The organism is Thalassobaculum litoreum DSM 18839, assembly GCF_900102465.1.
Lineage (GTDB): Bacteria > Pseudomonadota > Alphaproteobacteria > Thalassobaculales > Thalassobaculaceae > Thalassobaculum > Thalassobaculum litoreum.
This window is the reverse complement of sequence record NZ_FNBW01000002.1, coordinates 372,486-394,422: the sequence shown is the minus strand read 5'-3', so window position 1 is coordinate 394,422 and position 21,937 is coordinate 372,486. Positions and strand designations below refer to the sequence as shown.

Genomic DNA, 21,937 nt, shown 5'->3' with positions numbered 1-21,937 from the left:
ATAACGCCGTCTGAAAAATGGCGGGGTGACGGCGGTTTCTGAATGCTTCGAGGGGGTAGCGTGAAAACGACCGCACCGACATCTCGAAGTGAGACGTCGGTGCGGAAGGTGTGGGACGTGCGGCCGCGATCAGTCGATCGAGACGTACCGCATGTCGAACTGGTTGTCGGCCCGCTGCTCCAGGGACACGTTGGCGCGCTTGCCCCAGGCCAGACCCTGCTGGTGCAGCGGGATGTAGCCCCGCTCGTTGTGCAGGATGGTGAAGGCTTCGCGGATCATCGCATCGCGCTTCTCCGCATCCGTCTCCGACAGGACCATATCGGTCAGCTCGTCGAAGCGGGCGTTGGAGTAGCCGCCGATGTTGAACTTGCCGCGGCCGCTCTCGTCCGGCGTGGCGATGATGTTGTACATCACGTTCCAGCTGTCGAACGAGCCCGGAGTCCAGCCCAGCAGATAGAAGCTGGTGTCGCGCTTCGGCGCCAGGATCTTGGCGAAGTACTGGGCCTTCGGCTGGGCCAGCAGGTTCACCTTCACATTGGCCCGGGCCAGCATCGCCACGACCGCCTGACAGATCGCCTCGTCGTTGACGTAGCGGTTGTTCGGGCAGTCCATGGTGACTTCGAAGCCGTCCGGATAGCCGGCGTCGGCCAGCAGCTTCTTGGCCATCTCGGCATCCGGCTCCAGCCGGGTGAACTCGTCCGAATGGGTGAACAGGAACGGCGAGATCATCAGGGCCGACGGGGTCGACAGGCCGCGCATCACCTTCTTCTGGATCAGCTCGACGTCGATCGCGCGGTAGAACGCCTCGCGGACGCGGGCGTCCTTGAACGGGTTCTTGCCCTTGATGTTGGAGTACAGAAGCTCGTCGCGCTCCTGGTCCATGCCCAGGAAAATCGTCCGCAGCTCGGGACCGGCCAGGACCTCGGCGTTGGGGTCGCTCTCGATGCGCTCCATGTCCTGCACCGGGACCGGATACATCATGTCGATCTCACCGGAGAGCAGAGCCGCGACGCGGGTCGCGTCCGAACCGATCGGGGTGAAGATGACCTCGGTCAGGTTGTGCTGCTTGTTCGCCGCATCCCACCAGCCCTCGTGAGGGACCAGGACGGTTTTAACGTCGGTCTCGCGCGACTGGATCATGAACGGCCCGGTGCCGTTGGCGTTCCGGGTGGCGTAGTTCTCGGTGCCGCCGGTGACGTCGGTCGGAGCCTCGGCGCCATTCGCCTCGGCCCATTCCTTGTCCATGATGTACCAGGTCGCCCACTCGTAGTGGAGGATCGGGTTCGGGGCCTCGGTGACGAAATCGACGGTGTAGTCGTCGACCTTGATGATGTCGGTCACGCCGGCAAGGCGGGTCTTCAGGTCCGAGCCGTCCTTGCGCACGCGCTCGGCCGAGAACAACACGTCGTCAGCGTTGAAATCGTTGCCGTTCTGGAACTTCACGCCCTGGCGCAGGTGGAAGCGCCACTTGGTCGGCTCCAGGATCTCCCAGCTCTCGGCCAGCCCCGGCTGAATTTCCAGCGACGAGGAGCGCCGGATCAGGCCCTCGTATACGTTGCCGAGCAGGCTGAGGGTGAAAGTTTCGTTCAGCGAGTAGGGATCAAGGGACTGGGCGTCACCCTGGAAGGCCCATTTGAATGTCTTGGCCTCGGCGAATGAGGCCGTCAGGAGCATAGCCCCGGCCCCCAGTCCAGCGATCAGGTATTGGGCGATTCCGCGTTTAGACTTCATAGTGGTTTTCTCCTCCATCCCCTGCTTAATGGTCGATCATAACCAGCGAACCTACCGTATGGAGAGAATGTCACCTATTCAAGCGGATGTCTGCATATTCGGGTACCGGGATCGGTCCGGTTTCGGGCGTCCGCGCCGCGGCAACCCGCGCGGCCCCACACCCGCATTGCCGCACCCCCGGCCTATGGGCTAGAACCGCCCCGTTCACACATCTTCGCCGTCAAAGGATCGTGCCGCATGGCCTCCTACCAGTACATCTATGTCATGAACGGGCTCTCCAAGGTCTATCCTGGAGGGCGCGAGGTGCTGAAGGACATCCGTCTGTCCTTCCTGCCCGGCGCCAAGATCGGCGTGCTCGGCGTCAACGGCGCCGGTAAGTCGACCCTGCTGAAAATCATGGCCGGCGTGGACACCGAATATAATGGCGAGGCCTGGGCCGCCGATGGGGTGAAGGTCGGCTACCTGTCGCAGGAGCCGCAGCTCGACACCGACACGGACGTCCAGGGCAACGTGATGCGCGGGCTCGGGCCGATCAAGGAACTGGTCGACCGCTTCAACGAGGTCAGCGCCCGCTTCGCCGAGGAAATGACCGACGACGAGATGACCGCCCTGCTGGCCGAACAGGCCGAGTTGCAGGAGCAGATCGACGCGGCCGACGCCTGGGACCTGGAGCGCAAGGTCAATATCGCCATGGACGCCCTGCGCTGCCCGCCGGGCGACGCGGACGTGAGCAAGCTGTCGGGCGGTGAGCGCCGCCGCGTGGCCCTGGCCCGCCTGCTGCTGTCGCAGCCCGACATGCTGCTGCTCGATGAGCCGACCAACCACCTGGACGCCGAGTCCGTCGCCTGGCTGCAGCGCATGCTCGCCGACTATGCCGGCACCGTCGTCACCGTGACCCACGATCGCTACTTCCTGGACGAGGTGGCGGGCTGGATCCTGGAGCTCGACCGCGGCCGCGGCATTCCCTACGAGGGCAACTATTCCGGCTGGCTGAAGCAGAAGCAGAAGCGGCTGGAGCAGGAGGGTCGCCAGGAAGTGGCGCGGATGCGCACCCTCAGCAACGAGCTGGAGTGGATCCAGCAGGGGGCGAAGGCCCGCCAGGCGAAGTCCAAGGCGCGCGTGCAGGCCTATGAGGAGCTGCTGGCCCAGAGCAAGGAGAAGGCGCCCGATACCGCCCAGATCGTCATCCCGGCCGGCCCCCGCCTTGGCGACGTGGTGATCGAGGCCGAGGGGCTGAGCAAGGCGTTCGGCGACCGGCTGCTGATCGAGGACCTGACCTTCAAGCTGCCGCCGGGCGGCATCGTCGGCGTGATCGGCCCGAACGGCGCCGGCAAGACCACCCTGTTCCGCATGATCACCGAGCAGGAGACGCCGGATGACGGCGTGATCCGGATCGGCGATACGGTGAAGCTCGGCTATGTCGACCAGAGCCGCGACAGCCTGGATGCGAACAAGACGGTCTGGGAGGAGATCTCCGACGGACTGGACGAGATCGACCTTGGCCGCCGCAAGATTCAGAGCCGCGCCTATTGCGGCCAGTTCAACTTCCGCGGCGGCGACCAGCAGAAGAAGGTCGGTCAGCTCTCCGGCGGTGAGCGCAACCGCGTGCACCTCGCCAAGATGCTGAAGTCCGGCGCCAACGTGCTGATGCTCGACGAGCCGACCAACGATTTGGACGTCGATACCCTGCGCGCGTTGGAAGAGGGCCTGCTGGAATTCGCCGGCTGCGCGGTGGTGATCAGCCACGATCGCTGGTTCCTGGACCGCGTCGCCACCCACATCCTGGCCTTCGAGGGCGACAGCCACGTGGAGTGGTTCGAGGGCAACTTCGAGGCCTACGAGGCCGACAAGAAGCGTCGCCTCGGCGAGGATTCCCTGCAGCCGCACCGCATCCGCTACAAGCCGGTGGTGCGCGCCTGATCCGGCCGGGGCTCATCGGAGCCGATTTCTTCAACGGGCGGGCCTTCGGGTCCGCCCGTTTCGCTTCGGGGGATGGACGGTTCGGTTCCCGTGGTTCCCTTCCAGCGCTCCCTCTCCGGCGCTCTCTTCCCCCACCACACACTCCCCGGAGTGAATCCGGGGAGTGTGTGGTGGGAAGAGGGACGGCTTCTCGCGCTCTCCTGAAACGCAAAGAGCCGGCCCAGGGCGATCCGGACCGGCTCTCGATGCTTCAGCAGTGGACAGGCGTCAGCCTCCGGACGACCTCAGGCCGGCCATCTGGCGGTTGAGCGCATCGATCAGCGCCTGGACCTTGCCGCCGTTGTTCTGGATCACCGAGGCGTATTCCTGACGCTGGGTGACGCTCATGCTCACCCCTTCGATCACGATGTCGACGATCTTCTTGCCGCCCTCGGTCTCGATCACCCGCCACTCCAGCCGGTATTCCTCGTTGCTGTTCGGGGAGACGATGCGGCTGGAAACGACGTCGAACCGGCCGTCCTCGCGGGTGCCGTCGATCACCAGCTTCTGGCCGCCATACTCGTCGAACCGGCGCGAATAGGTGTAGATCATGTTCTCGGTGAAGGCCTTCAGATAGGCCTCCTGCTCCGCTTCGGTGGCGGTGCGCCAGTAGCGGCCCAGCAGGAACCGTCCGATGCCGGGCATGTCGAAATAGTCCCGCACCAGCTTGCTGAACGCGTCGCGACGCTCCGCCGTGCTGACGTCCGCCGACACCAGGGCGATCGCCTTGTCGGCGAACTCTCCAACGAAGGCGCCGGCATCCGACGCCGCCCGGGCGGGGGCGGCCGGCCCGGCGGTCAGACCTCCGGCGATCAGAACAATGAGGGTCAAAGCCCGGAGAATACTGCCCATTTACCGATCCTCGCGTGTCAATCGAGTTTGCGTGACGGCGTCAGTGCTGCAATGGTCGGAGCTGGCTGCGGGTGCAGGACCGGTCCGGGCCGTCAATCGATCGACCGGCTTCCGCTCTGTTCGATCGGCGCATTGGACGGCTGGTACTCCTCGAACTCGCCGGACGACGAGCCGCCGGCTGCCGCCATCGGCGGAGGAGTGTTGTTGCGGATCAACGCCTCCCGGCGCTGCTTGTAGATCGTGCGGACGCGGGCGTAGTAGTCGACCGACGTGGCCTTCAGGTCGTTGATCTGCTGGAAGTTCTGCGCCCGGAAATCGACCGCGCCCACAACCCGACGCGCGACCTGGAAGCGGAAGCGGGCGTCTTCGTCGTCACCGATATAGTTGATCGGATCCATGAAGTGATCGACCACGAGGCCGCCGGTGTCCCGCAGGTTGGAGGGGCCGAACAGCGGCAAAACGATATAAGGGCCGTCTTCCGCACCCCAGACGGCGAGCGTCTGGCCGAAATCCTCCGGCCGTCGCTCCAGGCCGAGCCCGGTGGCACTGTCGACCATGCCGAACATCGGAGAGTTGGCAACGAAACGGGCGGCGTTGTGCTTCAGGCCGTCGAGATCGCCCTGCAGGGCGCTGTTGGCGATGTAGACCGGAGAGCTCAGCCAGTCGAGGAAGTTGCGCACGACCTCGCGGATCGGCGCCGGAACCACTTCCTTGTAGACGTAGGCGGTCGGCTGCAGCACCACCGTGTCGACGGCGTCGTTCACCGCGAAGACGAGACGGTTCGCTGGCTCGATCGGGTCGTAGACGGCACCGTCCTCGACGGTACCTTGCGACGCGCAACCGGCCAGCAAGAACAGGGCCAATGAGGTTCCAAACGTTACCCGACGCATCGAGGCCTAGCCCTTTCAATCCGCGCGGCTCAGATCCACGCCTATTTACACTGCAAGCGAACCAATGTCGCCACCGTCGATCTCGACGCGACTGCTCCCAGCGACGTTCAATTCGAGTATCACAAGGTGATTTCGTTTGCCAGTCTGCGGCAGGGCAGCGCCAAGGCTTAGGCGGGGGTGTTGCAGAAATGTCGCGTTTTCCGCAAGTATTTGTGGGTTACCTCACTCGACGTGCAAGGCCGTGCGCTTTGCGCTGCCATTCCACTGCACCCACCGCTCGATAAAGTCGCCCGGCCTGCACCAAAAGTGCCGCAGCGGTGGCGTTGTCCCGGTTGACGGCCAGCAGCCCGATCTGCAGCGCGGCGTCGGCCTCGGCCAGCCGGTCGCCGACGCTCTGGAACAGGATGCGGGCCTCGGCATAGGCCTCCTGCGCCTGCTGAAGGCGTCCCTGGGCGGCCTCAAGATCGCCGATCGCCCGCACGGCCGTGCCCTCGCCATGGGGGTCGTTGAGCTTGTGGTACATGCCGCGCACCTGGGCGTAATCGACCCGGGCCCGGTCGAAGTTCTCCATCAGCATGTCCAACTGGCCGATGTCCATCAGCGCCTGGGCCGCGTCGCGGGCGCCGCCGGCATTCTGGTAGTGGCCGTAGGCTTCCTTCAGCACCTCGCGGGCGGACCGCTTCTGATCGCGGGCGATATCGACATGCCCGCGTCCCTTCTGGGCGTCGGCGAGGATCAGAAGGTCGTTGGAACTCTTCGACTGGGCGATCACCCGGTCGAACAGGTTGCGGGCGTCTTCCAGGTTCCCGGCCATGCGCTCCATCTCGCCCAGGCCGATCATGATGCGGCTTTCGTTGTCCCGCTCGCCGGTTTCCACGAACAGGTTGCGCGCGGAGGTGCCGTTGCTGCGGGCCCATTCGAAGCGGATTCGGGCGCGCCGGGTATCGCCCCGGCCGGCGATCAGCTCGCTGTTGCCGACGCGGCGGCCGGCCTGTTTGAAGCGCAGGCAGGCTTCCAGGGCGGTCTCGCGGGCGTCGTTGCCGCGCTGCATCCGTCGGTAGGCGTCGGAGAGACAGAGCCGCACCATGCCTTCGCCCACGTAATCGCCGGTGCGCCGGTACAGGGCGAGCGCGCGCTCGAAACGGTTCTGCGCCTCGGCCATGTTGCGCTCCTGGCGGAACACTTCGCCTCGGGAATAGAGCGCGTGGGCCTCGCCGATCCGGTCCCCGACCTGGCTGAACAGGAATCGGGCCTGGTCCAGATGGCTGCCGCCTTCCTCGTTCTTCGACAGTCTTATGCAGGCCTCGCCCAACCCCATGAGGGCACCGGCCTCGCCGAACCGGTCGATATCGGCGGAGAAGGCCCGGCGTGCGTCCTCGAACTGCTGACGGGCGGCCTCGTAGCTGCGCCGCTGCAGGTTCATGGAGGCGAGGCCGACAAGCGCCCGGCCCTCGCTGCGCACGTCCTTGAGGTCCTTGGCGCCGGTCTCGGCGGCTCTGTAGTGGCCTTCGGCGGTCTCGTATTCGCCGGTCTCGGCGGCCAGATCCGCCTGGCTCAGTTTGACCAGGATCTCTCCGGCCCGGTCCTTGACCTCGCGGAACAGATTGGACGCCTCGTTGAAGTTCTTGCGGGCGTCGTCGGCGAGGCCGCTGAGCCGGAACCCCTCGCCCTGGGCCCAGAGCCGGCCGGCGGAGGCGCCGGGTCCGGTGGACAGCATGCCGCCGGAGCGCATCGCCTGAACGCCGCCGGCGCGCTTGATGTCGCGCCCGATCCACCAGTCGATGGCGATCACGATCAAGCCGATCAACCCGACCGTCAGCGCCGCCATGTGCTGGAAGTTGATGTTGCTGTCGATCGTGAAGATGTAGCTCACGCCCGCCGCGAACAGCGTGAGCGCGAACAGCACCAATCGGCGACGGAGAGCGCCCAGGTTCCCGCGTCTGCGGGCACTGTTGATAGCTCTCACCGTCCGATGTCCCTGTTGTTGAGCGTCGTCGCTGCTGAAACGCCTGCGCCGGGCTGACGCGGGATCACGGTCGGAACCGGAAATGCGTGCCAGGGTCACGAGTGAACAGTATCGCCGATTTTGCCGTCCCCTCCAACCGCAAGCCGCCCGCGAGGGCGCGATTCCGTCAGGTGGAAAGCCGGCGATAGACCGGCCGCAGGAGGGCCGGCAGCAGATAGATCGGAAACTGCAGGACGGCCAGATACAGGAAGGCGTCCGGATGAAATGCCGCAGGCGCGGCGCCCAGCACGATCGCCATGTTCCGGTTGCCCGCGATCAGCGCCACCGTCGTCGCGGTCCGGCGTCCGGCCGGGAGGAACAGCAGAAAGCCGAGTCCCTGCAGGATGAGGCTGACGGCGAACACCAGGGCGATCATCCCGGCGACCTTGACCGGGTCGGCGATCGCCGCCTGGGTCACGCCGTCCATGACCGCCACCGCGAAGACCAGCATGACCAGGACGAAGGCGCCGTCGAGGGCGTCGGAATAGCGCTGGATGCGGGCGCGGCCGGCGACCGCGCGGATCACGGCGGCGATGCAGCCGGCCAGGGCCAGCATGCCGGTCAGCCGCAGCATCAGCTCGCCCACCCCGATATGCAGATCGACCCCGATCAGACCGAGGATCAGCGGCGGCAGGGTCAGCGGCATCAGCAGCCCGCCCAAGGTCATCACCATCAGCGACAGCGCACCGTCCAGGCGCAGGATCGTCGCCAGCGCGGTGACCGAGACCAGCGGCGGCGAGGCCGTCCACACCACGACTGCGACCGCCACGCCGATGCCGAACATGCCTTCCAGGTCGAACGCCGAGACCCCGGCCCAGCCGATCGCCGGCGACACCAGCAGCACGAATCCGACCACCGGCAGCACCCGGCCGGGAGACCGGGCGGCCTCGACGATGGCGGCGGGCTGCAGGCGCAGCAGCGAGAACACCAGCATCACGACGATCGAAGGCACCAGCAGTGGCCGCGCCATCGTGGCGAGGTCCGGCAGGGCGAGGCCGACGAAGACGCCGGCGGCCAGCAGGGCCGTCGCGTGTTTGCCCATCCAGGCAAGCGCGGTCATGATCCGCCGCTCAGACGGATCTTCGAAACGGAACTATTGGAGCAAGGCATGAACGACGCGGGATGGTTCGACTCGGGGGCGGCCAAGGTGCGCCCGGATTGGATCGACTACAATGGCCACATGAATGTCGGCTACTACCTGGTCGCGTTCGATATCGCGACCGAGGAAGTGTGCGTTCATCTGGGGATCGGCGAATCCTACCGTCGGGCCAAGGACGCGTCGATCTTCGTTCTCGAGGCGCATGTGACCTATGACCGGGAGGTGGGCGAGGGCGCGCCGCTGGCATTCCGCTCGCGGATCGTCGACCACGACGCCAAACGCTTCCACCTGATCCATCACATGTACCATGCCGAGGAAGGCTTCCTGGCGGCGACCAACGAGCTGATGTGCATGCATATGGACCTGACGGCCAAGCGCTCGGCGCCGATGCCGGCGGAGGCCCTGGCCAAGGTCGAGGCGCTGTACGCCCAGCATCGGGCAGCGGGCGAGCTCGACGGTATCGGCCGCAAGATCGGCATCCGCCGCAAGGGCTGAGGTGGGAGAGGGCCGCCGCCCTCTCCCCCTGAAGTTTACCGGTTGGCGGCCCAGACCTGCTTGTACAGCTCGACGATCTCGCCGTGCTCCGGGATGCGCGGGTTGTTGGCGTGGGAGCCCGACGCGATGCACTGGGACGCCATGGTCTCCATCAGCCCGGTCCACTTCGCCTCCTCGATGCCATAGGCCGGCGGCGTGGGGACCTGCAGATCCTCGTTGGTCTGGTACAGCCAGTCCAACAGCTTGTTGGCGGCATTCTCGTCGCTGTCCTTGGCGTCGGCCGCCCCGATCAGACGGCCCGCCTGGGCGTAGCGGTCGAGGGCCGCCTCCAGCGAGAACTTGGTCACCGCCGGCAGCAGCATGGCGTTGGACAGGCCGTGCGGCACATGGAAATGCGCGCCGATCGGCCGGCTCATACCATGCACCAGGGCGACCGAGGCGTTGGAGAAGGCCAGGCCCGCCTGGGTCGCCCCCAGCATCATCTGCTCGCGCGCCGCGCGGTTGTCCGGCTCGAAGCAGGCGGTCTTCAGGTTGGCGCCGATCCGCTGCATGGCGGCGATCGCCATGCTGTCGGAATACGGGTTCCGCTTCTGGCTGACGAAGGCCTCCAGGGCGTGGGTGAAGCTGTCGATGCCGGTATCCGCGGTCAGGCGGAACGGCTTCTTCATGGTCAGCTCGAAGTCGACGATGGCCGCGTCCGCCTGGCCGGCCAGGCACATGACCAGCATCTTCTCGTCGGTCTCCACATCGGTGATCACCGTGCCGCGGGTGACCTCCGAGCCGGTGCCGGCGGTGGTCGGGATGCAGAGCAGCGGCACGGCGGCGGTATCGACGCCGTTCGGCACCTTGTAGTCGCGCATCTGCCCGCCATGGGCGGCCAGGATGTTCATCGCCTTGGCGGTGTCCATCGGCGAGCCGCCGCCGAAGCCGATCAGCCCGTCGAACCCGCCGGAGCGCAGCCGCTCGGTGCCGGCCGACACCACTGTGGTGGTCGGGTCGGGCACGGTGTCGGAGAACACGTCATAGGCGATGCCCGCCTTGGACAGCGGGTCGGTGAGCTGCGCGATCATGCCGGAGGAGACCATGAACGGGTCGGTGACGATCAGCGGCCGGCTGACCTGCAGCTTCGCCAGCACTTCGCCGACCCGGCCGATCGACCCGCCGCCGATCAGCATGATTCTCGGCCCAAAGATCGTGGCGCTCATGACGCATCCCCCAATAGCATTGCGATGTTTGATGATTGTGTGGGCGCGCACGATACGCGAGGCACGGAAAAAGCCGCAAGCGCCGCTGCAGCACTCCCACTCGCGGGTCTCTCACCGCGCCGAGGCCCATCCATGTTAAACTGATCCGACCGGGCATCAATTCGGCCCGACACCGACGATTGAACGGGAACGCGCATGGCCGGCATCCAGGACACGGTGGTCTTTCTGACGGCGGCGGTCATCGCCGTGCCCGTGTTCCGTAAGGCCGGCCTCGGCGCCCTGCTGGGATATCTCGGCGCGGGGATCGCGATCGGCCCGTCGGTGCTGGGATTGATCGACGACGTCGATGCGATTCTGCACTTCGCCGAGTTCGGTGTGGTGCTGCTCTTGTTCATCATCGGGTTGGAGCTCATGCCGGCCCGTCTCTGGGCCCTGCGGCGGCCGATCTTCGGACTGGGCACCGCCCAGGTGGCGATCAGCGCGGCGCTCATCGGCCTCGGCTCCTATGCGCTTGGATTCGGCGTGCAGACGGCGATCGTCATCGGGCTCGTGCTGGCCCTGTCGTCCACAGCCTTCGCCGTGCAGACCCTCGCCGACCGGGGCGAGCTGCGCACCCAGCAGGGCCGCGCCGCCTTTTCCATCCTGCTGTTCCAGGACATGGCGGTGATCCCGCTCCTGGCCGTGCTGCCCTGGATCGCCCAGGCGCCGGGGCTGGTGGAGGAGGGGGCGACCGAGGCGGTGCTGGCGGATACCGACTATCTTTCCATCGCCTATTCCATCGTCACCGTCGCGCTGATCATCGTGGTCGGCCGCAAGGTGCTGCGGCCGCTGCTGCGGGTGGTGTCCAGCACGGGGGTGCAGGAACTGTTCACCGCCGCCGCCCTGCTGGTCGTGCTGGGCATGGCGCTGGCGATGGAGCGGATCGGCCTGTCCATGGCGCTCGGCGCCTTCCTGGCCGGCGTGCTGCTCGCGGACAGCGAATACCGCCATCGGCTGGAAGCGGATATCGAGCCGTTCAAGGGCCTGCTGCTCGGCCTGTTCTTCATTGCCGTCGGCATGTCGATCGACCTGGCGCATTTCTTCGACGCGCCGCTCAAGACCTTCGGCGCCGCACTCGGCCTGGTCGCGGTCAAGGGGCTGGCGATCTTCGTCCTGGCCCGGGCGGTGCGGATGAAATGGGAGGCGGCCCTGGCGCTGGCCGCCGTGCTGCCCCAGGGCGGCGAGTTCGCCTTCGTGCTGTTCGGCGAGGCGATCAATGTCGGCGCGGTGGATCGCTCGACCGCCGATTTCCTGATCCTGGTGGTGGCGATCTCCATGGCGATGACGCCCTTCGCCGTCCAGCTCGCCGATGCGGCGCGAAACCGGTTCTCCCGCAAGGTGGCCGGCCCCGCGACGACGGAGGAAATGGAGGATCACGACGCCCAGGTGATCATCGCCGGCTTCGGCCGCTTCGGTCAGATGATCGGCCGTATGCTGAACATGCGCCGGATCAAGTTCGTGGCGCTGGACAGCGACCACGATCGCATCGCCATCGCCCGGCGCTTCGGCAACGACGCGTATTTCGGCGACGCCTCGCGCCTGCAGATTCTGGAAGCCGCCGGGGCGGGGCGGGCCAAACTGCTGGTGATCGCGGTGGACGATCCGGAGCGTGCGGATTCGGTGGCGCGCGTCGCCGGCATGCATTTCCCGAACCTGAAGCTCTTCGCCCGCGCCCATGACCGGTTCCACGTCTACCGGCTGATGGAACTCGGGGTCGACCAGGTGGTGCGCGAGTATTTCGACAGCAGCCTCGACATGGCCGGTCGGGTGTTCCGCGAACTCGGCGTTCCGGGCCGCAAGGCCGACCAGATGGTGAAGCGCTTCAAGGAATACGACGAGCAGCTCCTGCGCGAGCAATACGCCATCCATCGCGACGAGGCGGAGATGATCCGCACCCAGAAGGAAGCCGCCGCCCATCTCGCCAGCCTGTTCGAGCACGACCAGGAAGCGGCCGAACTCGAGGCAGAAGAGGAAGCGGCCAAGGCCTCGGGCGAGGCCCCGCGTCCGGTGGAGCGTCCTCGTCAGACGGCGGCGGAGTGACGGCACAAGGAGCGGGTGGCAAAGCTTCTTACTAACTTGTCCCGTCATCCCGGATCATCCCCGGGCTTGCCCCGGGGTGAGGCCGGGACCGTGCTTCACCCGCTGGGTCCCGGCCCGCCCCCGGATCAAGTCCGGGCGCGTCCGGGATGACGATTATTTTCGGAAAAGGTCGACTACGCCGCCGTCCGATACGCGTCTCGTCCTTCAACCACCGTGGCCAGGACCTTCGCCGGCACGCCGTTGCGCTGGTCGAGCACCACCAGATCGGCCCGCTTGCCCGTCTCCACCGTGCCCCGGTCGTCCAGCCCCGCCGCCCTTGCCGGGTTGGTGGAGACCAGTCCCCAGGCCGTCGCGAAATCGCAGTCGCCGTCCTGCACCAGCCGGAACGGCGCCTGCACCAGCGCCGGATAGTAGTAGTCGGACACCAGGATGGTGCAGCGTCCTTCCTTCACCTCGGTCGCCGCCCGCACGCCGCGCGTCCCCATATGGCTGCCGCCGCGGATGATGTTCGGCGCGCCGCAGATCACCGGATCGCCCAGCGCCACCGCCTTCTCCGCCGTCGGCGTGTTCATCGGAAACTCGGCGATGCGGCAGCCCAGGCCGTGGTACCAGCTCCGCAGATCCGGATCGTCGTCGTCATGGCTGGCCAGCGCCACGCCGTTGTCCAGCGCCGCCTTCGACAGCCGCTCGATGGAGGCCGGCACGTCCGGCTGGCGGCCGCAGACCTCGCGCAGCAGGTCCATGAACTGGTCGTGGCTGAGGCCGGTGCGGCCGACATAGGTGGCGGTCGACTTCCCGTTCTGCTCGATCTCGCGCAGGCTCACATGGCTGTGGTCGTTGAAGGCCAGCAGGTCCACCGTGCCGTCGGCCAGCCAGTCCAGCACTTCCTTCTCGGCGGCGAGGTTGTGGGTCTCGTGGCGCAGGTGGAAGCGGGTGTCGCAGCCGAGACGCGGCTTGGCCGCTTCGATCGCCGCCTTGACCTTCAGGGTCGACTCCCGACCGCGCAGACCCGGCTCCCAGGAATAGGTGACGCCGTGATAGGCGGTGGAGATACCGTTCGCCAGCATCTGCGCGTCGGTATCCTGCAGGGCGAGGTCCATCGGGAAATGCACGCCCGGCCGCGGCATGATCTGGCGCTCGAAGGCGTCGCCGTGCAGATCGATGACCCCCGGCAGCACCCAGGCGTCGCCCGCGTCCCAGACATTGCCGGAACTTTCGGCGCCGATGGCGGAGATCGCACCGTCCTCGATCGTGACCACCGTATCCGCGACCGTGCCGTCGGCCAGCAGCACGCGCCGGCTCGCGATCCCTCTTTTCATCGCCGTCTTCTCCTGTGGGGGCACGCATGGCATAACCGGCGCGCCGAGAGGCTGGTGCTTCTAGATACCCGTTTCGGGCCGGTTCGCGCCATATGCCAGAGTGAATTTCACCGGAGTGTCACAATGGTCGAGTTCCCCAGCTTTCCTGGCGGCGCAACAGACGAACCGGACCCGGCGGCGCCGCGCTACGCCCTGTATGTGGCGCCGGAGCCGGGATCGCCGCTGGCGGAGTTCGGGGCCGACTGGCTGGGGCGGGACTGCGCGACCGGCGAGCGCCGGGTTCAGCCGGCCGTCGAGGGGCTGAGCGCGGACCGGTTGGCGGAACTGACCGAGAGCGCGCGCGGCTACGGCTTTCACGCCACCATCAAGCCGCCCTTCTACCTCCGCGCGGGACGCAGCGAAGACGAGCTGCTCGCCGCGTTTGCCGACTTCGCCAAGGGGCGTGAGCCGTTCGAGGTACAGCTCGGACTGCGCTCGCTCGGCGGGTTCCTGGCGCTGATGATGACGCCGCCGGACCATCGGATGAGCGCATTGGCCGCCGATGCCGTGCGCGATCTGGACCCGTTTCGAGCCCTGCCCGGCGACTCGGAGCTGGCGCGGCGGCGGACGGCCGGCCTGTCGGCCCAGCAGGAGACCCTGCTGCAGCAGTGGGGGTATCCCTATGTGATGGGCGAGTTCCGCTTCCACATGACCCTGTCGGCCCGCCTGCCGGACGGTCCGGAGCGCGACGCGATGGTCGCCGCCCTGACCCCGCGCGCCGAGACGGTCACCGCCGAGCCGTTCCGGGTGGACGCGGTGGCGCTGTTCAAGCAGCCGCGCAAGGGGGCGGATTTCATCCAGGTCGAGCGGTTCGGGTTTGGAGGGTAGCGACCGCCCTCACGCTCATCCCTCTCCCGTCATCCCGGAGAGCCCCGGACCTTATTCGGGGCTGGGGGCCGGGACCCGGTATACGGCGTTGGGGACTGGGTCCCGGCCGATCTCCGGGTCGAGCCCGGAGGTCGCCGGGATGACGGTGTTTTAATTAGTTAAATCATAGCTCTACCCGTCATCCCGGACGACGCCGGACCTGATCCGGGGACGGGCCGGGACCCGAACGTCAGCAGCTCGGTCCTGAATCAAGTTCAGGGCGACGATCGGCTATTTGACCGCAGCCGCCTTCGCCAGCCCGTTCACCACGCCGCAGAACGGATCCGACGACACCAGCTTGGCCCCCGGAACCCCGGCCGCCAGGGTGTCGCGCACCACCGGGAGCAGCGTGGTGCCTCCCGTCAGAACCATGTGGTCGATGTCGCGCGCGTCCACGCCGGCAAGCTCCAGCGTATGCGTCACCGCATGGCGCAGGCTCTCCAGCTCGTGGCGGATGGCGTGGCGCAGCCGACTTTCGTCGACCACCGGCGCGGGCGCACCGTCCAGATCCGGCAGGGCCAAGGTGGTCTCACCGCCGGAGCCCAGGCGGATCTTCAGCGCCTCCACCCGCGCCGCCAGCCGGTGACCGAGCCGGCGATCCATCACATGCAGCAGCCGGTCTATCTTCTCCGGCTCCAGCGCCAGGCGCTGGATATCGACGATCTCGCTGCGGTTCTTGGCCGAGTAGAACAGGTGGATCTTGTGCCAGGTCGCCAGGTCGCTGAAATACGACGCGGGCACCGGCAGGATCTCCTTCGACGTCAGGCTGCGGGTCTGCGAGCCCAACCCGAGCAGCGGCATCGCCGTGTCCAGGGAGATGCGCCGGTCGAGATCCGTGCCGCCGATGCGCACGCCGAAATTCGCCAGGATCTCGAACCGGTTCTCGCTGCTGCCGGTGCCGACCGGATGCCAGCGCGCGACCGAGAAGTCCGAGGTCCCGCCGCCGATATCGGCGACCATCACCAGCCTTGGATCCTCCATCAGGTCGCCCGCGTCGATCATCGCGGCGACCGGCTCGTAGACGAACCGCACCCGGGAGAAGCCGGCATCCCGGAAGATCCCGTGCAGATAGGCCTCGGCCTCGGCGTCGCGCTCGGGGTCGTCGTTGAACCGTACCGGCCGGCCGGCAACCAGGGTGGTGACGGAGGCGCCCTCCCGGCGTTCGACATCCGCCTTCAGGAAGGCCACGAAGCGCAGCAGAAGCTGGCGGAACGGCCAGGGGCGACCCCCGAGGATGGTGCGCTCCTCCGTCAGGCTGGTGCCCAGGATGCTCTTCAGCGCCCGCAGATAGCGGCCGTCATCCTCGGCCAGGAAGCAGGCTTCCGCCTGGGTTCCGAACAGCAGGGCGCGTTCGTCCTCGCTGTAGAACAGGGCGCTGGGGACCAGGGTGCGGCCGTCCTCGAAGCGGTGCAGCACCGGCGCGCCGTCGCGCACGAATCCGATCGCGGAATTCGACGTGCCGAAATCCAGCCCGGCCGCCAGCCCTTGCGCGCCCATGAACCCGTCCCCCCGCCCGATCGACCAAAGCATAAAAGGGCCCCTGCGTCGGCAGGGGCCCGTGAGATGTCCTGAAAATCGAGGCGGACCCTAGTCGATTTGCCGCCGGGCTGTCACTCGGAAGTGTCTCGGCTCAGGCCTGTCCGGCCAGCACCGGCAGCTCGTCGGCAATCAGCGCGATCCGCGCGCTGCCGGTCACCCCGCCGATCGCCCGCTCCGCCCGCGGCGTGCGGCCGAAGCATTCGCGGTAGCACTTGGAGAAGTGGCTGGCCGACACGAAGCCGCAGGCCAGCGCCACCGACAGGATCGACATCGACGTCTGGGTCAGCAGCTGCCGCGCCCGCTGCAGGCGCAGGGTCAGGTAATAGCGGGTCGGCGTGGCATTCAGATACTTGCGGAACAGCCGCTCCAGCTGCCGGGTGGACAGGCCCGCCCGCTCGGCCAGATCGGTCTGGGTCAGCGGTTCCTCCAGGTTGGCTTCCATCTCGCTGATCACCGAGATCAGCTTGGGGTGGCTGACGCCGATCCGGGCGCGCAGTTCCATGCGCTGGTGGTCGTGCGGCTCGCGGATGCGATCGTGGATGAACTGCTCGGACACCTGGTTGGCCAGGGTCTGGCCGTGCTGCCGGCCGATCAGGTGCAGCATCATGTCCAGCGACGCGGTGCCGCCGGAGCAGGTGAAGCGGTCGCGGTCGATCTCGTACAGGTCGGAGGAGACCTCGATCTCCGGGAACTCCTCGGTGAAGCCGCCCAGGTTCTCCCAATGGATCGTGCAGCGCCGGTCGTCCAGCAGCCCGGCCTTGGCCAGCACGTGGCTGCCGGTACACAGCGCGCCCACCGCCCGGCCCTGGCGCGAGGCGCGGCGCAGGAAGCCCAGCACCCGCTCGTCCTCGAATTTCTGCACGTCGATGCCGGCGACCACGGCGACCACCTTCTCGCGGTCGAGCTGCGCCATCGGCCCGTCCGGCACCACCTCGATGCCGTTGCTGGCGGAGACCGGCCTGCCGTCGACGCTGTACACCCGCCACTCGTAGAGGGTCTCGTTCGCCATGCGGTTGGCCGAGCGCAGCGGTTCCACCGCCGAGGCGAAGGCCATCATCGAGAAATTGTTGACGAGCAGAAACCCGATGCGCGTCGGAATTTCGTTTGGATCATCAAACATCGCGAGACTGCACTCCCAGCTAGCCTCATTGGACGCTTTGACGGCCCGGGTGCGTGAGCATCAGGTGTCGGGCGCAGACTACTGCGATTCCCGGATCCCACGCATTCACAAAATCGTCTCAGGTCCCGAAAAAGGGTTAACGCCGTATACACTTACAGCGGCCGAGAGCAAGTGCGATCATGCTTCGGCCGCCGGGAGACGGTCGCGCGAGGCCGGCCGGCGCCCGCGTCTTGGTCGGATCCTGGCAAGAGAGTTGCCGTCGGGGAGGGCGTCCGGGAATGATCGTGTCGTCCTATGCCGATCTCGCCGCCGAGCTGTCCGCGCTCGGCCTGATCGCGCGCGGCGGCCTCGCCGTTCGGCCCGAGGACGGCCTGGATGGCGTCGCGACTCTGGTGCTGGTCGGCAACGCGGGACCCGCATTCTGGCCGGCCTTCGCGGCGGGGCGTCGGGTCGAGCCGGATCCGCTGGATGCCTGGGTGCGCCGCGCGCTGGAGCCGGTGGCGCGCCGCGTCGGCGCCCGGGTTGCGATGCCGAATGACGGGCCGCCCTATCATCCGTTCCAGCAATGGGCGATGCGCGCCGAGCCGGTGCATCCCGCGCCGCTGGGCCTGCTGATCCATCCCGCGTACGGGCTCTGGCACGCCTATCGCGCGGCGCTGCTGTTCCCGACCGCGATCGGGCTGCCCGAGCCGCCGACGGCGGCCGGTCCCTGCGAGACCTGTGTCGGGCGGCCGTGCCTGTCGGCCTGTCCGGTCGGCGCGTTCGACGCGTCCGGCTACGACGTCGCCGCCTGCCGCAGCCATGCCGGCGGCCCCGACGGAGCGGCCTGTCGAGACGGCGGCTGCCTGGCCCGCCATGCCTGCCCGGTGGGCCGGGACTACGCCTATGGCCCGGAGCAGCAGGCCTTCCATATGGCGGCCTTCCTGCCCCGGTCCCGACAGCCTTAGATACGGGCCTCGGAGAATGGAGGCTGGCCTTAGAGGCCGGCGTCGCCGACCAGCCCGCGCAGCAGATGGCCGACCGCATAGGCCAGCCCGGCGGCGGCGAGGCCGATGGCCAGGGTCTCCGCACCCGAGCGCCACCAGGGGGCCAGGGACCAGCGCGCCTTGGCCGAGCCGATGGCGAAGAACACCGCCGCCGTCACCGCCGTCGACACCGCGAGTCCGCCGCCGGCCATGTACGGGATCAGCGGCACCAGTCCGCAGACCACGAAGGCGGAGAACGTCACCCACGCCGCCGTCCAGGGCGAGCGGGTGACGGGAGCCAGGTGGTGCTCCTCGACCAGCATGGTCTTGGCCCAGCGCTCCTCGTCGGCGGTGATGGTGTCGACGGCGCGCTCCAGGGCGCGGCCCTCGAACCCCTTGGCGGCGAAGATCTGCCGGATCTCCTCGCGCTCGCCGTCCGGTTCGGCGGCGATGTGTCGGTGCTCCATGGCGAGCACCCGGGCGGCGTCGTCCTTCTCGGCCTTGGTGCCGGAGTAGTTGGCGGCGGCCATCGAGAACCCGTCGGCGATCAGGTTGGCGAAACCGAGGATCAGGATGACTCCGACCGACAGCTCGGCTCCGGCCACGCCGGCAACGATGGCGAAGGTGGTGACGGCCCCGTCGATCCCGCCATAGATCCAGTCGCGCAGATACATCGCGTCCGGCCGCCCGGCGATGCGGCGGCGGATGGAGGCGGGGTCATGGGCGTGTTCGAGCGGCATGGGCGGTAGTGTAGCGGCGAACCCCGTTTCGCGACACGGCGTCCCTAAGCCCATGAGTGTCGCAATTCGGCAACCACATCCCCGGCCGTTGCCGCTAGTCTCCGGCGCGTAGCGTCAATCAACCCATCGAAACCGCCGATGGGGATCGCCCGAAGGGAGGGGCCGGCCATGGTGAAGTCCGACATCGAGATCGCCCGCGAGGCCAAGATGCAGCCGATCATGGAGATCGGCGCCAAGCTCGGCATCGCGCCCGAGCACCTCATGCCCTACGGCCATACCAAGGCGAAGATCGATCTCGGCTATATCGAGAGCCTGGCCGCCAATCCCGACGGCAAGCTGATCCTGGTCACCGGCATCAACCCGACGGCCGCCGGCGAGGGCAAGACCACCACCACCGTCGGCCTCGGCGACGCGCTGAACCGGATCGGCAAGAAGGCCGCCATGTGCCTGCGCGAGCCGTCGCTCGGTCCCTGCTTCGGGGTCAAGGGCGGGGCGGCCGGCGGCGGCTATGCCCAGGTGGTTCCGATGGAGGACATCAACCTCCACTTCACCGGCGATTTCCACGCCATCGCCGCGGCCAACAACCTGCTGGCGGCGCTGATCGACAACCACGTCTATTGGGGCAACGCGGTCGGGCTCGACCCGCGGCGCATCGGCTGGCGCCGGGCGCTCGACATGAACGACCGGGCCCTGCGCTCGATCGTCAACTCGCTCGGCGGGGTGGCCAACGGCTTCCCGCGCGAGGACGGGTTCGACATCGTCGTCGCCTCGGAGATCATGGCGATCCTATGCCTGTCGACCTCGCTGGACGACCTGAAGCGCCGGCTCGGCCAGATCGTGGTCGGCCAGACCCGCGACCGCGACCAGATCTTCGCCCGCCAGCTCGAGGCCGACGGCGCGATGACCGTGCTGCTGAAGGACGCGCTGTCGCCGAACCTGGTGCAGACGCTGGAGAACAACCCGGCCTTCATCCATGGCGGCCCGTTCGCCAACATCGCCCATGGCTGCAACTCGGTGATGGCGACCCAGACCGCGCTGAAGCTAGCCGATTACGTGGTGACCGAGGCCGGGTTCGGCGCCGATCTGGGGGCGGAGAAGTTCTTCGACATCAAGTGCCGCAAGGCCGGCCTGTCGCCGGCGGCCGCCGTCGTCGTCGGCACGGTGCGGGCGCTGAAGATGCATGGCGGGGTGGCCAAGGAGGATCTCGGCCACGAGAACCTCGAGGCGGTGCGCAAGGGCGTGTCCAACATCGCCCGCCACGTGGAGAACACCCAGAAATTCGGCGTGCCGGTGGCGGTCGCCCTGAACCGCTTCATTACCGACACCGATGCCGAGATCGAGGCGGTGCGCAAGGAGCTGGAGAGTCTGGGCGTGGAGGCCATCGAGTGCACCCACTGGGCCGACGGCTCGGCCGGTACCGAGGCGCTGGCCCATCATATGGTCGGTCTGGTCGAGGGCGGCACGGCGGCGTTCAAGCCGCTCTACGGCGACGAACTCGGCCTGAAGGACAAGATCCGCACCATCGCCAAGGAGATCTACCGGGCCGACGACGTGGTGTTCGAGGGCAAGGCGTCCACCGCCATCGCCGATATCGAGAAGAACGGCGGCGGTTCCTACCCGGTCTGCATCGCCAAGACCCAGTACAGCTTCTCCACCGACCCGAACGCCAAGGGCGCGCCGACCGGCCACACCCTGCCGGTGCGCGAGGTGCGGCTGTCGAACGGGGCGGAGTTCGTGGTCGCGGTCTGCGGCGAGATCATGACCATGCCGGGCCTGCCGCGCGTCCCGGCGGCGAACAAGATCACCCTGAACGCCGAGGGTCAGATCGAGGGGCTGTTTTAGGCCCGACCCTCTCCCCACAACTTGTCATCCCGGACAAGCCCGGACCCGATCCGGGCTTGGGCCGGGACCTTGATGGGCGCGGCGGTGCTGGGTCCCGGCCCGCCCCCGGATCAAGTCCGGGGCCGTCCGGGATGACGGGTTTGGTTTTCGGCCGTCCTATTCCTCAACCCCTCCCGTCGTCCTGATGAAGGTCAGGACCAAGCTGCCGGCGCCGGTGCACCGCAGATCCTGATTGCCATCAGGATGACGGGGGGAGATGCGGAGCTAGCCTCCCGCCCGCAGCTCCTCCAGCAGCAGCGCCGTCGCCGCGGTCACGTCGCCGCGCTCGCGTTCGACCAGGGCGACCCGGCGCACGACCGCCGGATTGCCGAACGGCACCGTGCGCACCGTCTCGCGCAGTTCCTCGGTCACCGACTCCGCCGGGGCCACCGCCACGCCGAGGCCGCGCGAGACCATCGCCAGGATCGCCTCGATCGAGTCCAGCTCCATCGCCTCCGACACCACGATCCGGCGCTGGCGTAACGCCGTGTCGATCACCCGGCCGACCCCCGTGCGCCGGTTGAAGCGCACGAAGGGCAGGGTGCGCAGCAGGTCCCGGTCGGTGCGCCCAGTGGCCCCGATCGGGGCGGCGACCACCAGCGGCTCCTCGTGGATCGGGTTCAGCACCAGTCCGCGCTCCAGCCGCGGTGTCTCGGTCACCACGGCGGCGTCCAGCGCGCCCTGAGCCACCCGGCGCAGCAGGTCGGCGGACAGGCCCGATTCCACCCGGATGCGCAGCTCCGGTGCCCGCACCGCCAGCCGGGCCAGGGCCGCCGGCACCAGCCCGGTCGCCGCCGTCGGGATGATCCCCAGCCTCAGCCGGCCCCGCGCGCTCGTCCCCGCCGCGACCGCGCGGATATCCTCCGACAGCCGTACCAGCTCGCGCACCCGGGACAGCAGCCCGTCGGCGGTGTCGTTCAGCACCGGCGGCCGCCGCGCCCGGTCGAACAGGGCGGCCCCCAGCTCCTCCTCCAAGGTCTTCATCTGCATGGAGACGGCCGACTGGGTCACGCCGACCCGCTCGGCGGCGGCGGCAAAACTGCCGCTGTCGGCGATGGCGAGCAGGGTCTCGAGATGCCGGATGTTCATGGCATAAAGTAAGGATAACTGAAGAAGATGATCAAGATTATTCGCTTGTTTGAAGTCGGGTGC

General features: G+C 67.7%; 17 protein-coding genes. 6 read left to right on the top strand and 11 right to left on the bottom strand.

Annotated elements, in window-relative coordinates; genetic code table 11:
• Window positions 1–129: 129 nt before the first annotated feature.
• Window positions 130–1,731 (bottom strand): ABC transporter substrate-binding protein, encoded by a 1,602-nt coding sequence (locus BLS34_RS05015; RefSeq protein ID WP_028793722.1) that lies wholly within the window; start codon window positions 1,729–1,731, stop codon window positions 130–132.
• 237 nt (window positions 1,732–1,968) lie between these two features.
• Between BLS34_RS05015 and ettA the strand changes: the two genes are divergently transcribed.
• On the top strand, window positions 1,969–3,651 hold the full coding sequence (ettA, locus tag BLS34_RS05010) for an energy-dependent translational throttle protein EttA (RefSeq protein WP_028793723.1): 1,683 nt from the start codon (window positions 1,969–1,971) through the stop codon (window positions 3,649–3,651).
• Window positions 3,652–3,918: 267 nt separating this feature from the next.
• Here the strand turns inward: ettA and BLS34_RS05005 are convergent, their stop codons facing one another.
• The 4 genes from BLS34_RS05005 to BLS34_RS04990 all read right to left on the bottom strand — a co-directional run bounded on the left by BLS34_RS05005 (window position 3,919) and on the right by BLS34_RS04990 (window position 8,497).
• Entirely contained in the window at window positions 3,919–4,542 is a 624-nt protein-coding gene (locus BLS34_RS05005) for an MlaC/ttg2D family ABC transporter substrate-binding protein (protein WP_084618748.1), read from the bottom strand.
• A gap of 92 nt (window positions 4,543–4,634) precedes the next feature.
• On the bottom strand, window positions 4,635–5,405 hold the full coding sequence (locus BLS34_RS05000) for an MlaA family lipoprotein (RefSeq protein WP_245565576.1): 771 nt from the start codon (window positions 5,403–5,405) through the stop codon (window positions 4,635–4,637).
• A 244-nt stretch (window positions 5,406–5,649) separates the two neighbouring features.
• Window positions 5,650–7,338: a tetratricopeptide repeat protein gene (locus tag BLS34_RS04995; RefSeq protein ID WP_139189093.1), complete on the bottom strand. Its 1,689-nt coding sequence runs from the start codon at window positions 7,336–7,338 to the stop codon at window positions 5,650–5,652.
• A 226-nt stretch (window positions 7,339–7,564) separates the two neighbouring features.
• Window positions 7,565–8,497: a hypothetical protein gene (locus BLS34_RS04990; protein ID WP_093148604.1), complete on the bottom strand. Its 933-nt coding sequence runs from the start codon at window positions 8,495–8,497 to the stop codon at window positions 7,565–7,567.
• A 48-nt stretch (window positions 8,498–8,545) separates the two neighbouring features.
• On the opposite strand from BLS34_RS04990, the gene BLS34_RS04985 reads away from it, so the two are divergent.
• On the top strand, window positions 8,546–9,031 hold the full coding sequence (locus BLS34_RS04985; RefSeq protein WP_093148602.1) for a thioesterase family protein: 486 nt from the start codon (window positions 8,546–8,548) through the stop codon (window positions 9,029–9,031).
• Window positions 9,032–9,066: 35 nt separating this feature from the next.
• Here BLS34_RS04985 and BLS34_RS04980 read toward each other — a convergent pair whose 3' ends face one another.
• Complete coding sequence (locus BLS34_RS04980; RefSeq protein WP_028793729.1) at window positions 9,067–10,236, bottom strand: iron-containing alcohol dehydrogenase; 1,170 nt, start codon at window positions 10,234–10,236, stop codon at window positions 9,067–9,069.
• A gap of 195 nt (window positions 10,237–10,431) precedes the next feature.
• On the opposite strand from BLS34_RS04980, the gene BLS34_RS04975 reads away from it, so the two are divergent.
• Window positions 10,432–12,315 carry a monovalent cation:proton antiporter-2 (CPA2) family protein gene (locus BLS34_RS04975; protein WP_051244257.1) on the top strand — a complete coding sequence of 628 codons (1,884 nt, stop codon included), beginning with the start codon at window positions 10,432–10,434 and terminating at the stop codon, window positions 12,313–12,315.
• A 173-nt stretch (window positions 12,316–12,488) separates the two neighbouring features.
• On the opposite strand, the gene BLS34_RS04970 is transcribed toward BLS34_RS04975, so the two are convergent.
• Window positions 12,489–13,634: an alpha-D-ribose 1-methylphosphonate 5-triphosphate diphosphatase gene (locus tag BLS34_RS04970; RefSeq protein ID WP_093148599.1), complete on the bottom strand. Its 1,146-nt coding sequence runs from the start codon at window positions 13,632–13,634 to the stop codon at window positions 12,489–12,491.
• Between the two features lie 123 nt (window positions 13,635–13,757).
• Here BLS34_RS04970 and BLS34_RS04965 point away from each other — a divergent pair, with 123 nt between their 5' ends.
• A complete protein-coding gene (locus tag BLS34_RS04965) occupies window positions 13,758–14,501 on the top strand; it encodes a DUF1045 domain-containing protein (protein WP_093148597.1) in 744 nt (247 codons plus the stop codon).
• Window positions 14,502–14,771: 270 nt separating this feature from the next.
• Here BLS34_RS04965 and BLS34_RS04960 read toward each other — a convergent pair whose 3' ends face one another.
• A complete protein-coding gene (locus BLS34_RS04960) occupies window positions 14,772–16,037 on the bottom strand; it encodes an Hsp70 family protein (RefSeq protein WP_093148594.1) in 1,266 nt (421 codons plus the stop codon).
• A gap of 133 nt (window positions 16,038–16,170) precedes the next feature.
• Window positions 16,171–17,199 carry a GlxA family transcriptional regulator gene (locus BLS34_RS04955; RefSeq protein ID WP_093148592.1) on the bottom strand — a complete coding sequence of 343 codons (1,029 nt, stop codon included), beginning with the start codon at window positions 17,197–17,199 and terminating at the stop codon, window positions 16,171–16,173.
• A 278-nt stretch (window positions 17,200–17,477) separates the two neighbouring features.
• Here BLS34_RS04955 and BLS34_RS04950 point away from each other — a divergent pair, with 278 nt between their 5' ends.
• Window positions 17,478–18,146: a ferredoxin gene (locus BLS34_RS04950; protein WP_093148590.1), complete on the top strand. Its 669-nt coding sequence runs from the start codon at window positions 17,478–17,480 to the stop codon at window positions 18,144–18,146.
• 29 nt (window positions 18,147–18,175) lie between these two features.
• Here the strand turns inward: BLS34_RS04950 and BLS34_RS04945 are convergent, their stop codons facing one another.
• The gene (locus BLS34_RS04945) at window positions 18,176–18,904 is read right to left on the bottom strand and encodes a VIT1/CCC1 transporter family protein (RefSeq protein WP_093148588.1); all 729 of its coding nucleotides are present in this window, start codon (window positions 18,902–18,904) and stop codon (window positions 18,176–18,178) included.
• A gap of 168 nt (window positions 18,905–19,072) precedes the next feature.
• Between BLS34_RS04945 and BLS34_RS04940 the strand changes: the two genes are divergently transcribed.
• Window positions 19,073–20,746 (top strand): formate--tetrahydrofolate ligase, encoded by a 1,674-nt coding sequence (locus BLS34_RS04940; protein WP_093148585.1) that lies wholly within the window; start codon window positions 19,073–19,075, stop codon window positions 20,744–20,746.
• Window positions 20,747–21,010: 264 nt separating this feature from the next.
• Here BLS34_RS04940 and BLS34_RS04935 read toward each other — a convergent pair whose 3' ends face one another.
• Window positions 21,011–21,874, bottom strand: a complete 864-nt coding sequence (locus BLS34_RS04935) for a LysR family transcriptional regulator (protein WP_175474098.1) — start codon at window positions 21,872–21,874, stop codon at window positions 21,011–21,013.
• Window positions 21,875–21,937: the final 63 nt, after the last annotated feature.

What these genes read in the sequence shown, in the direction of transcription:
- BLS34_RS05015 (WP_028793722.1), bottom strand. Translation starts at nt 1,731, where the DNA reads ATGAAGTCTAAACGCGGAATCGCCCAATACCTGATCGCTGGACTGGGG.
- ettA (WP_028793723.1), top strand. Translation starts at nt 1,969, where the DNA reads ATGGCCTCCTACCAGTACATCTATGTCATGAACGGGCTCTCCAAGGTC.
- BLS34_RS05005 (WP_084618748.1), bottom strand. Translation starts at nt 4,542, where the DNA reads ATGGGCAGTATTCTCCGGGCTTTGACCCTCATTGTTCTGATCGCCGGA.
- BLS34_RS04990 (WP_093148604.1), bottom strand. Translation starts at nt 8,497, where the DNA reads ATGACCGCGCTTGCCTGGATGGGCAAACACGCGACGGCCCTGCTGGCC.
- BLS34_RS04985 (WP_093148602.1), top strand. Translation starts at nt 8,546, where the DNA reads ATGAACGACGCGGGATGGTTCGACTCGGGGGCGGCCAAGGTGCGCCCG.
- BLS34_RS04980 (WP_028793729.1), bottom strand. Translation starts at nt 10,236, where the DNA reads ATGAGCGCCACGATCTTTGGGCCGAGAATCATGCTGATCGGCGGCGGG.
- BLS34_RS04975 (WP_051244257.1), top strand. Translation starts at nt 10,432, where the DNA reads ATGGCCGGCATCCAGGACACGGTGGTCTTTCTGACGGCGGCGGTCATC.
- BLS34_RS04970 (WP_093148599.1), bottom strand. Translation starts at nt 13,634, where the DNA reads ATGAAAAGAGGGATCGCGAGCCGGCGCGTGCTGCTGGCCGACGGCACG.
- BLS34_RS04965 (WP_093148597.1), top strand. Translation starts at nt 13,758, where the DNA reads ATGGTCGAGTTCCCCAGCTTTCCTGGCGGCGCAACAGACGAACCGGAC.
- BLS34_RS04960 (WP_093148594.1), bottom strand. Translation starts at nt 16,037, where the DNA reads ATGGGCGCGCAAGGGCTGGCGGCCGGGCTGGATTTCGGCACGTCGAAT.
- BLS34_RS04955 (WP_093148592.1), bottom strand. Translation starts at nt 17,199, where the DNA reads ATGTTTGATGATCCAAACGAAATTCCGACGCGCATCGGGTTTCTGCTC.
- BLS34_RS04950 (WP_093148590.1), top strand. Translation starts at nt 17,478, where the DNA reads ATGATCGTGTCGTCCTATGCCGATCTCGCCGCCGAGCTGTCCGCGCTC.
- BLS34_RS04945 (WP_093148588.1), bottom strand. Translation starts at nt 18,904, where the DNA reads ATGCCGCTCGAACACGCCCATGACCCCGCCTCCATCCGCCGCCGCATC.
- BLS34_RS04940 (WP_093148585.1), top strand. Translation starts at nt 19,073, where the DNA reads ATGGTGAAGTCCGACATCGAGATCGCCCGCGAGGCCAAGATGCAGCCG.
- BLS34_RS04935 (WP_175474098.1), bottom strand. Translation starts at nt 21,874, where the DNA reads ATGAACATCCGGCATCTCGAGACCCTGCTCGCCATCGCCGACAGCGGC.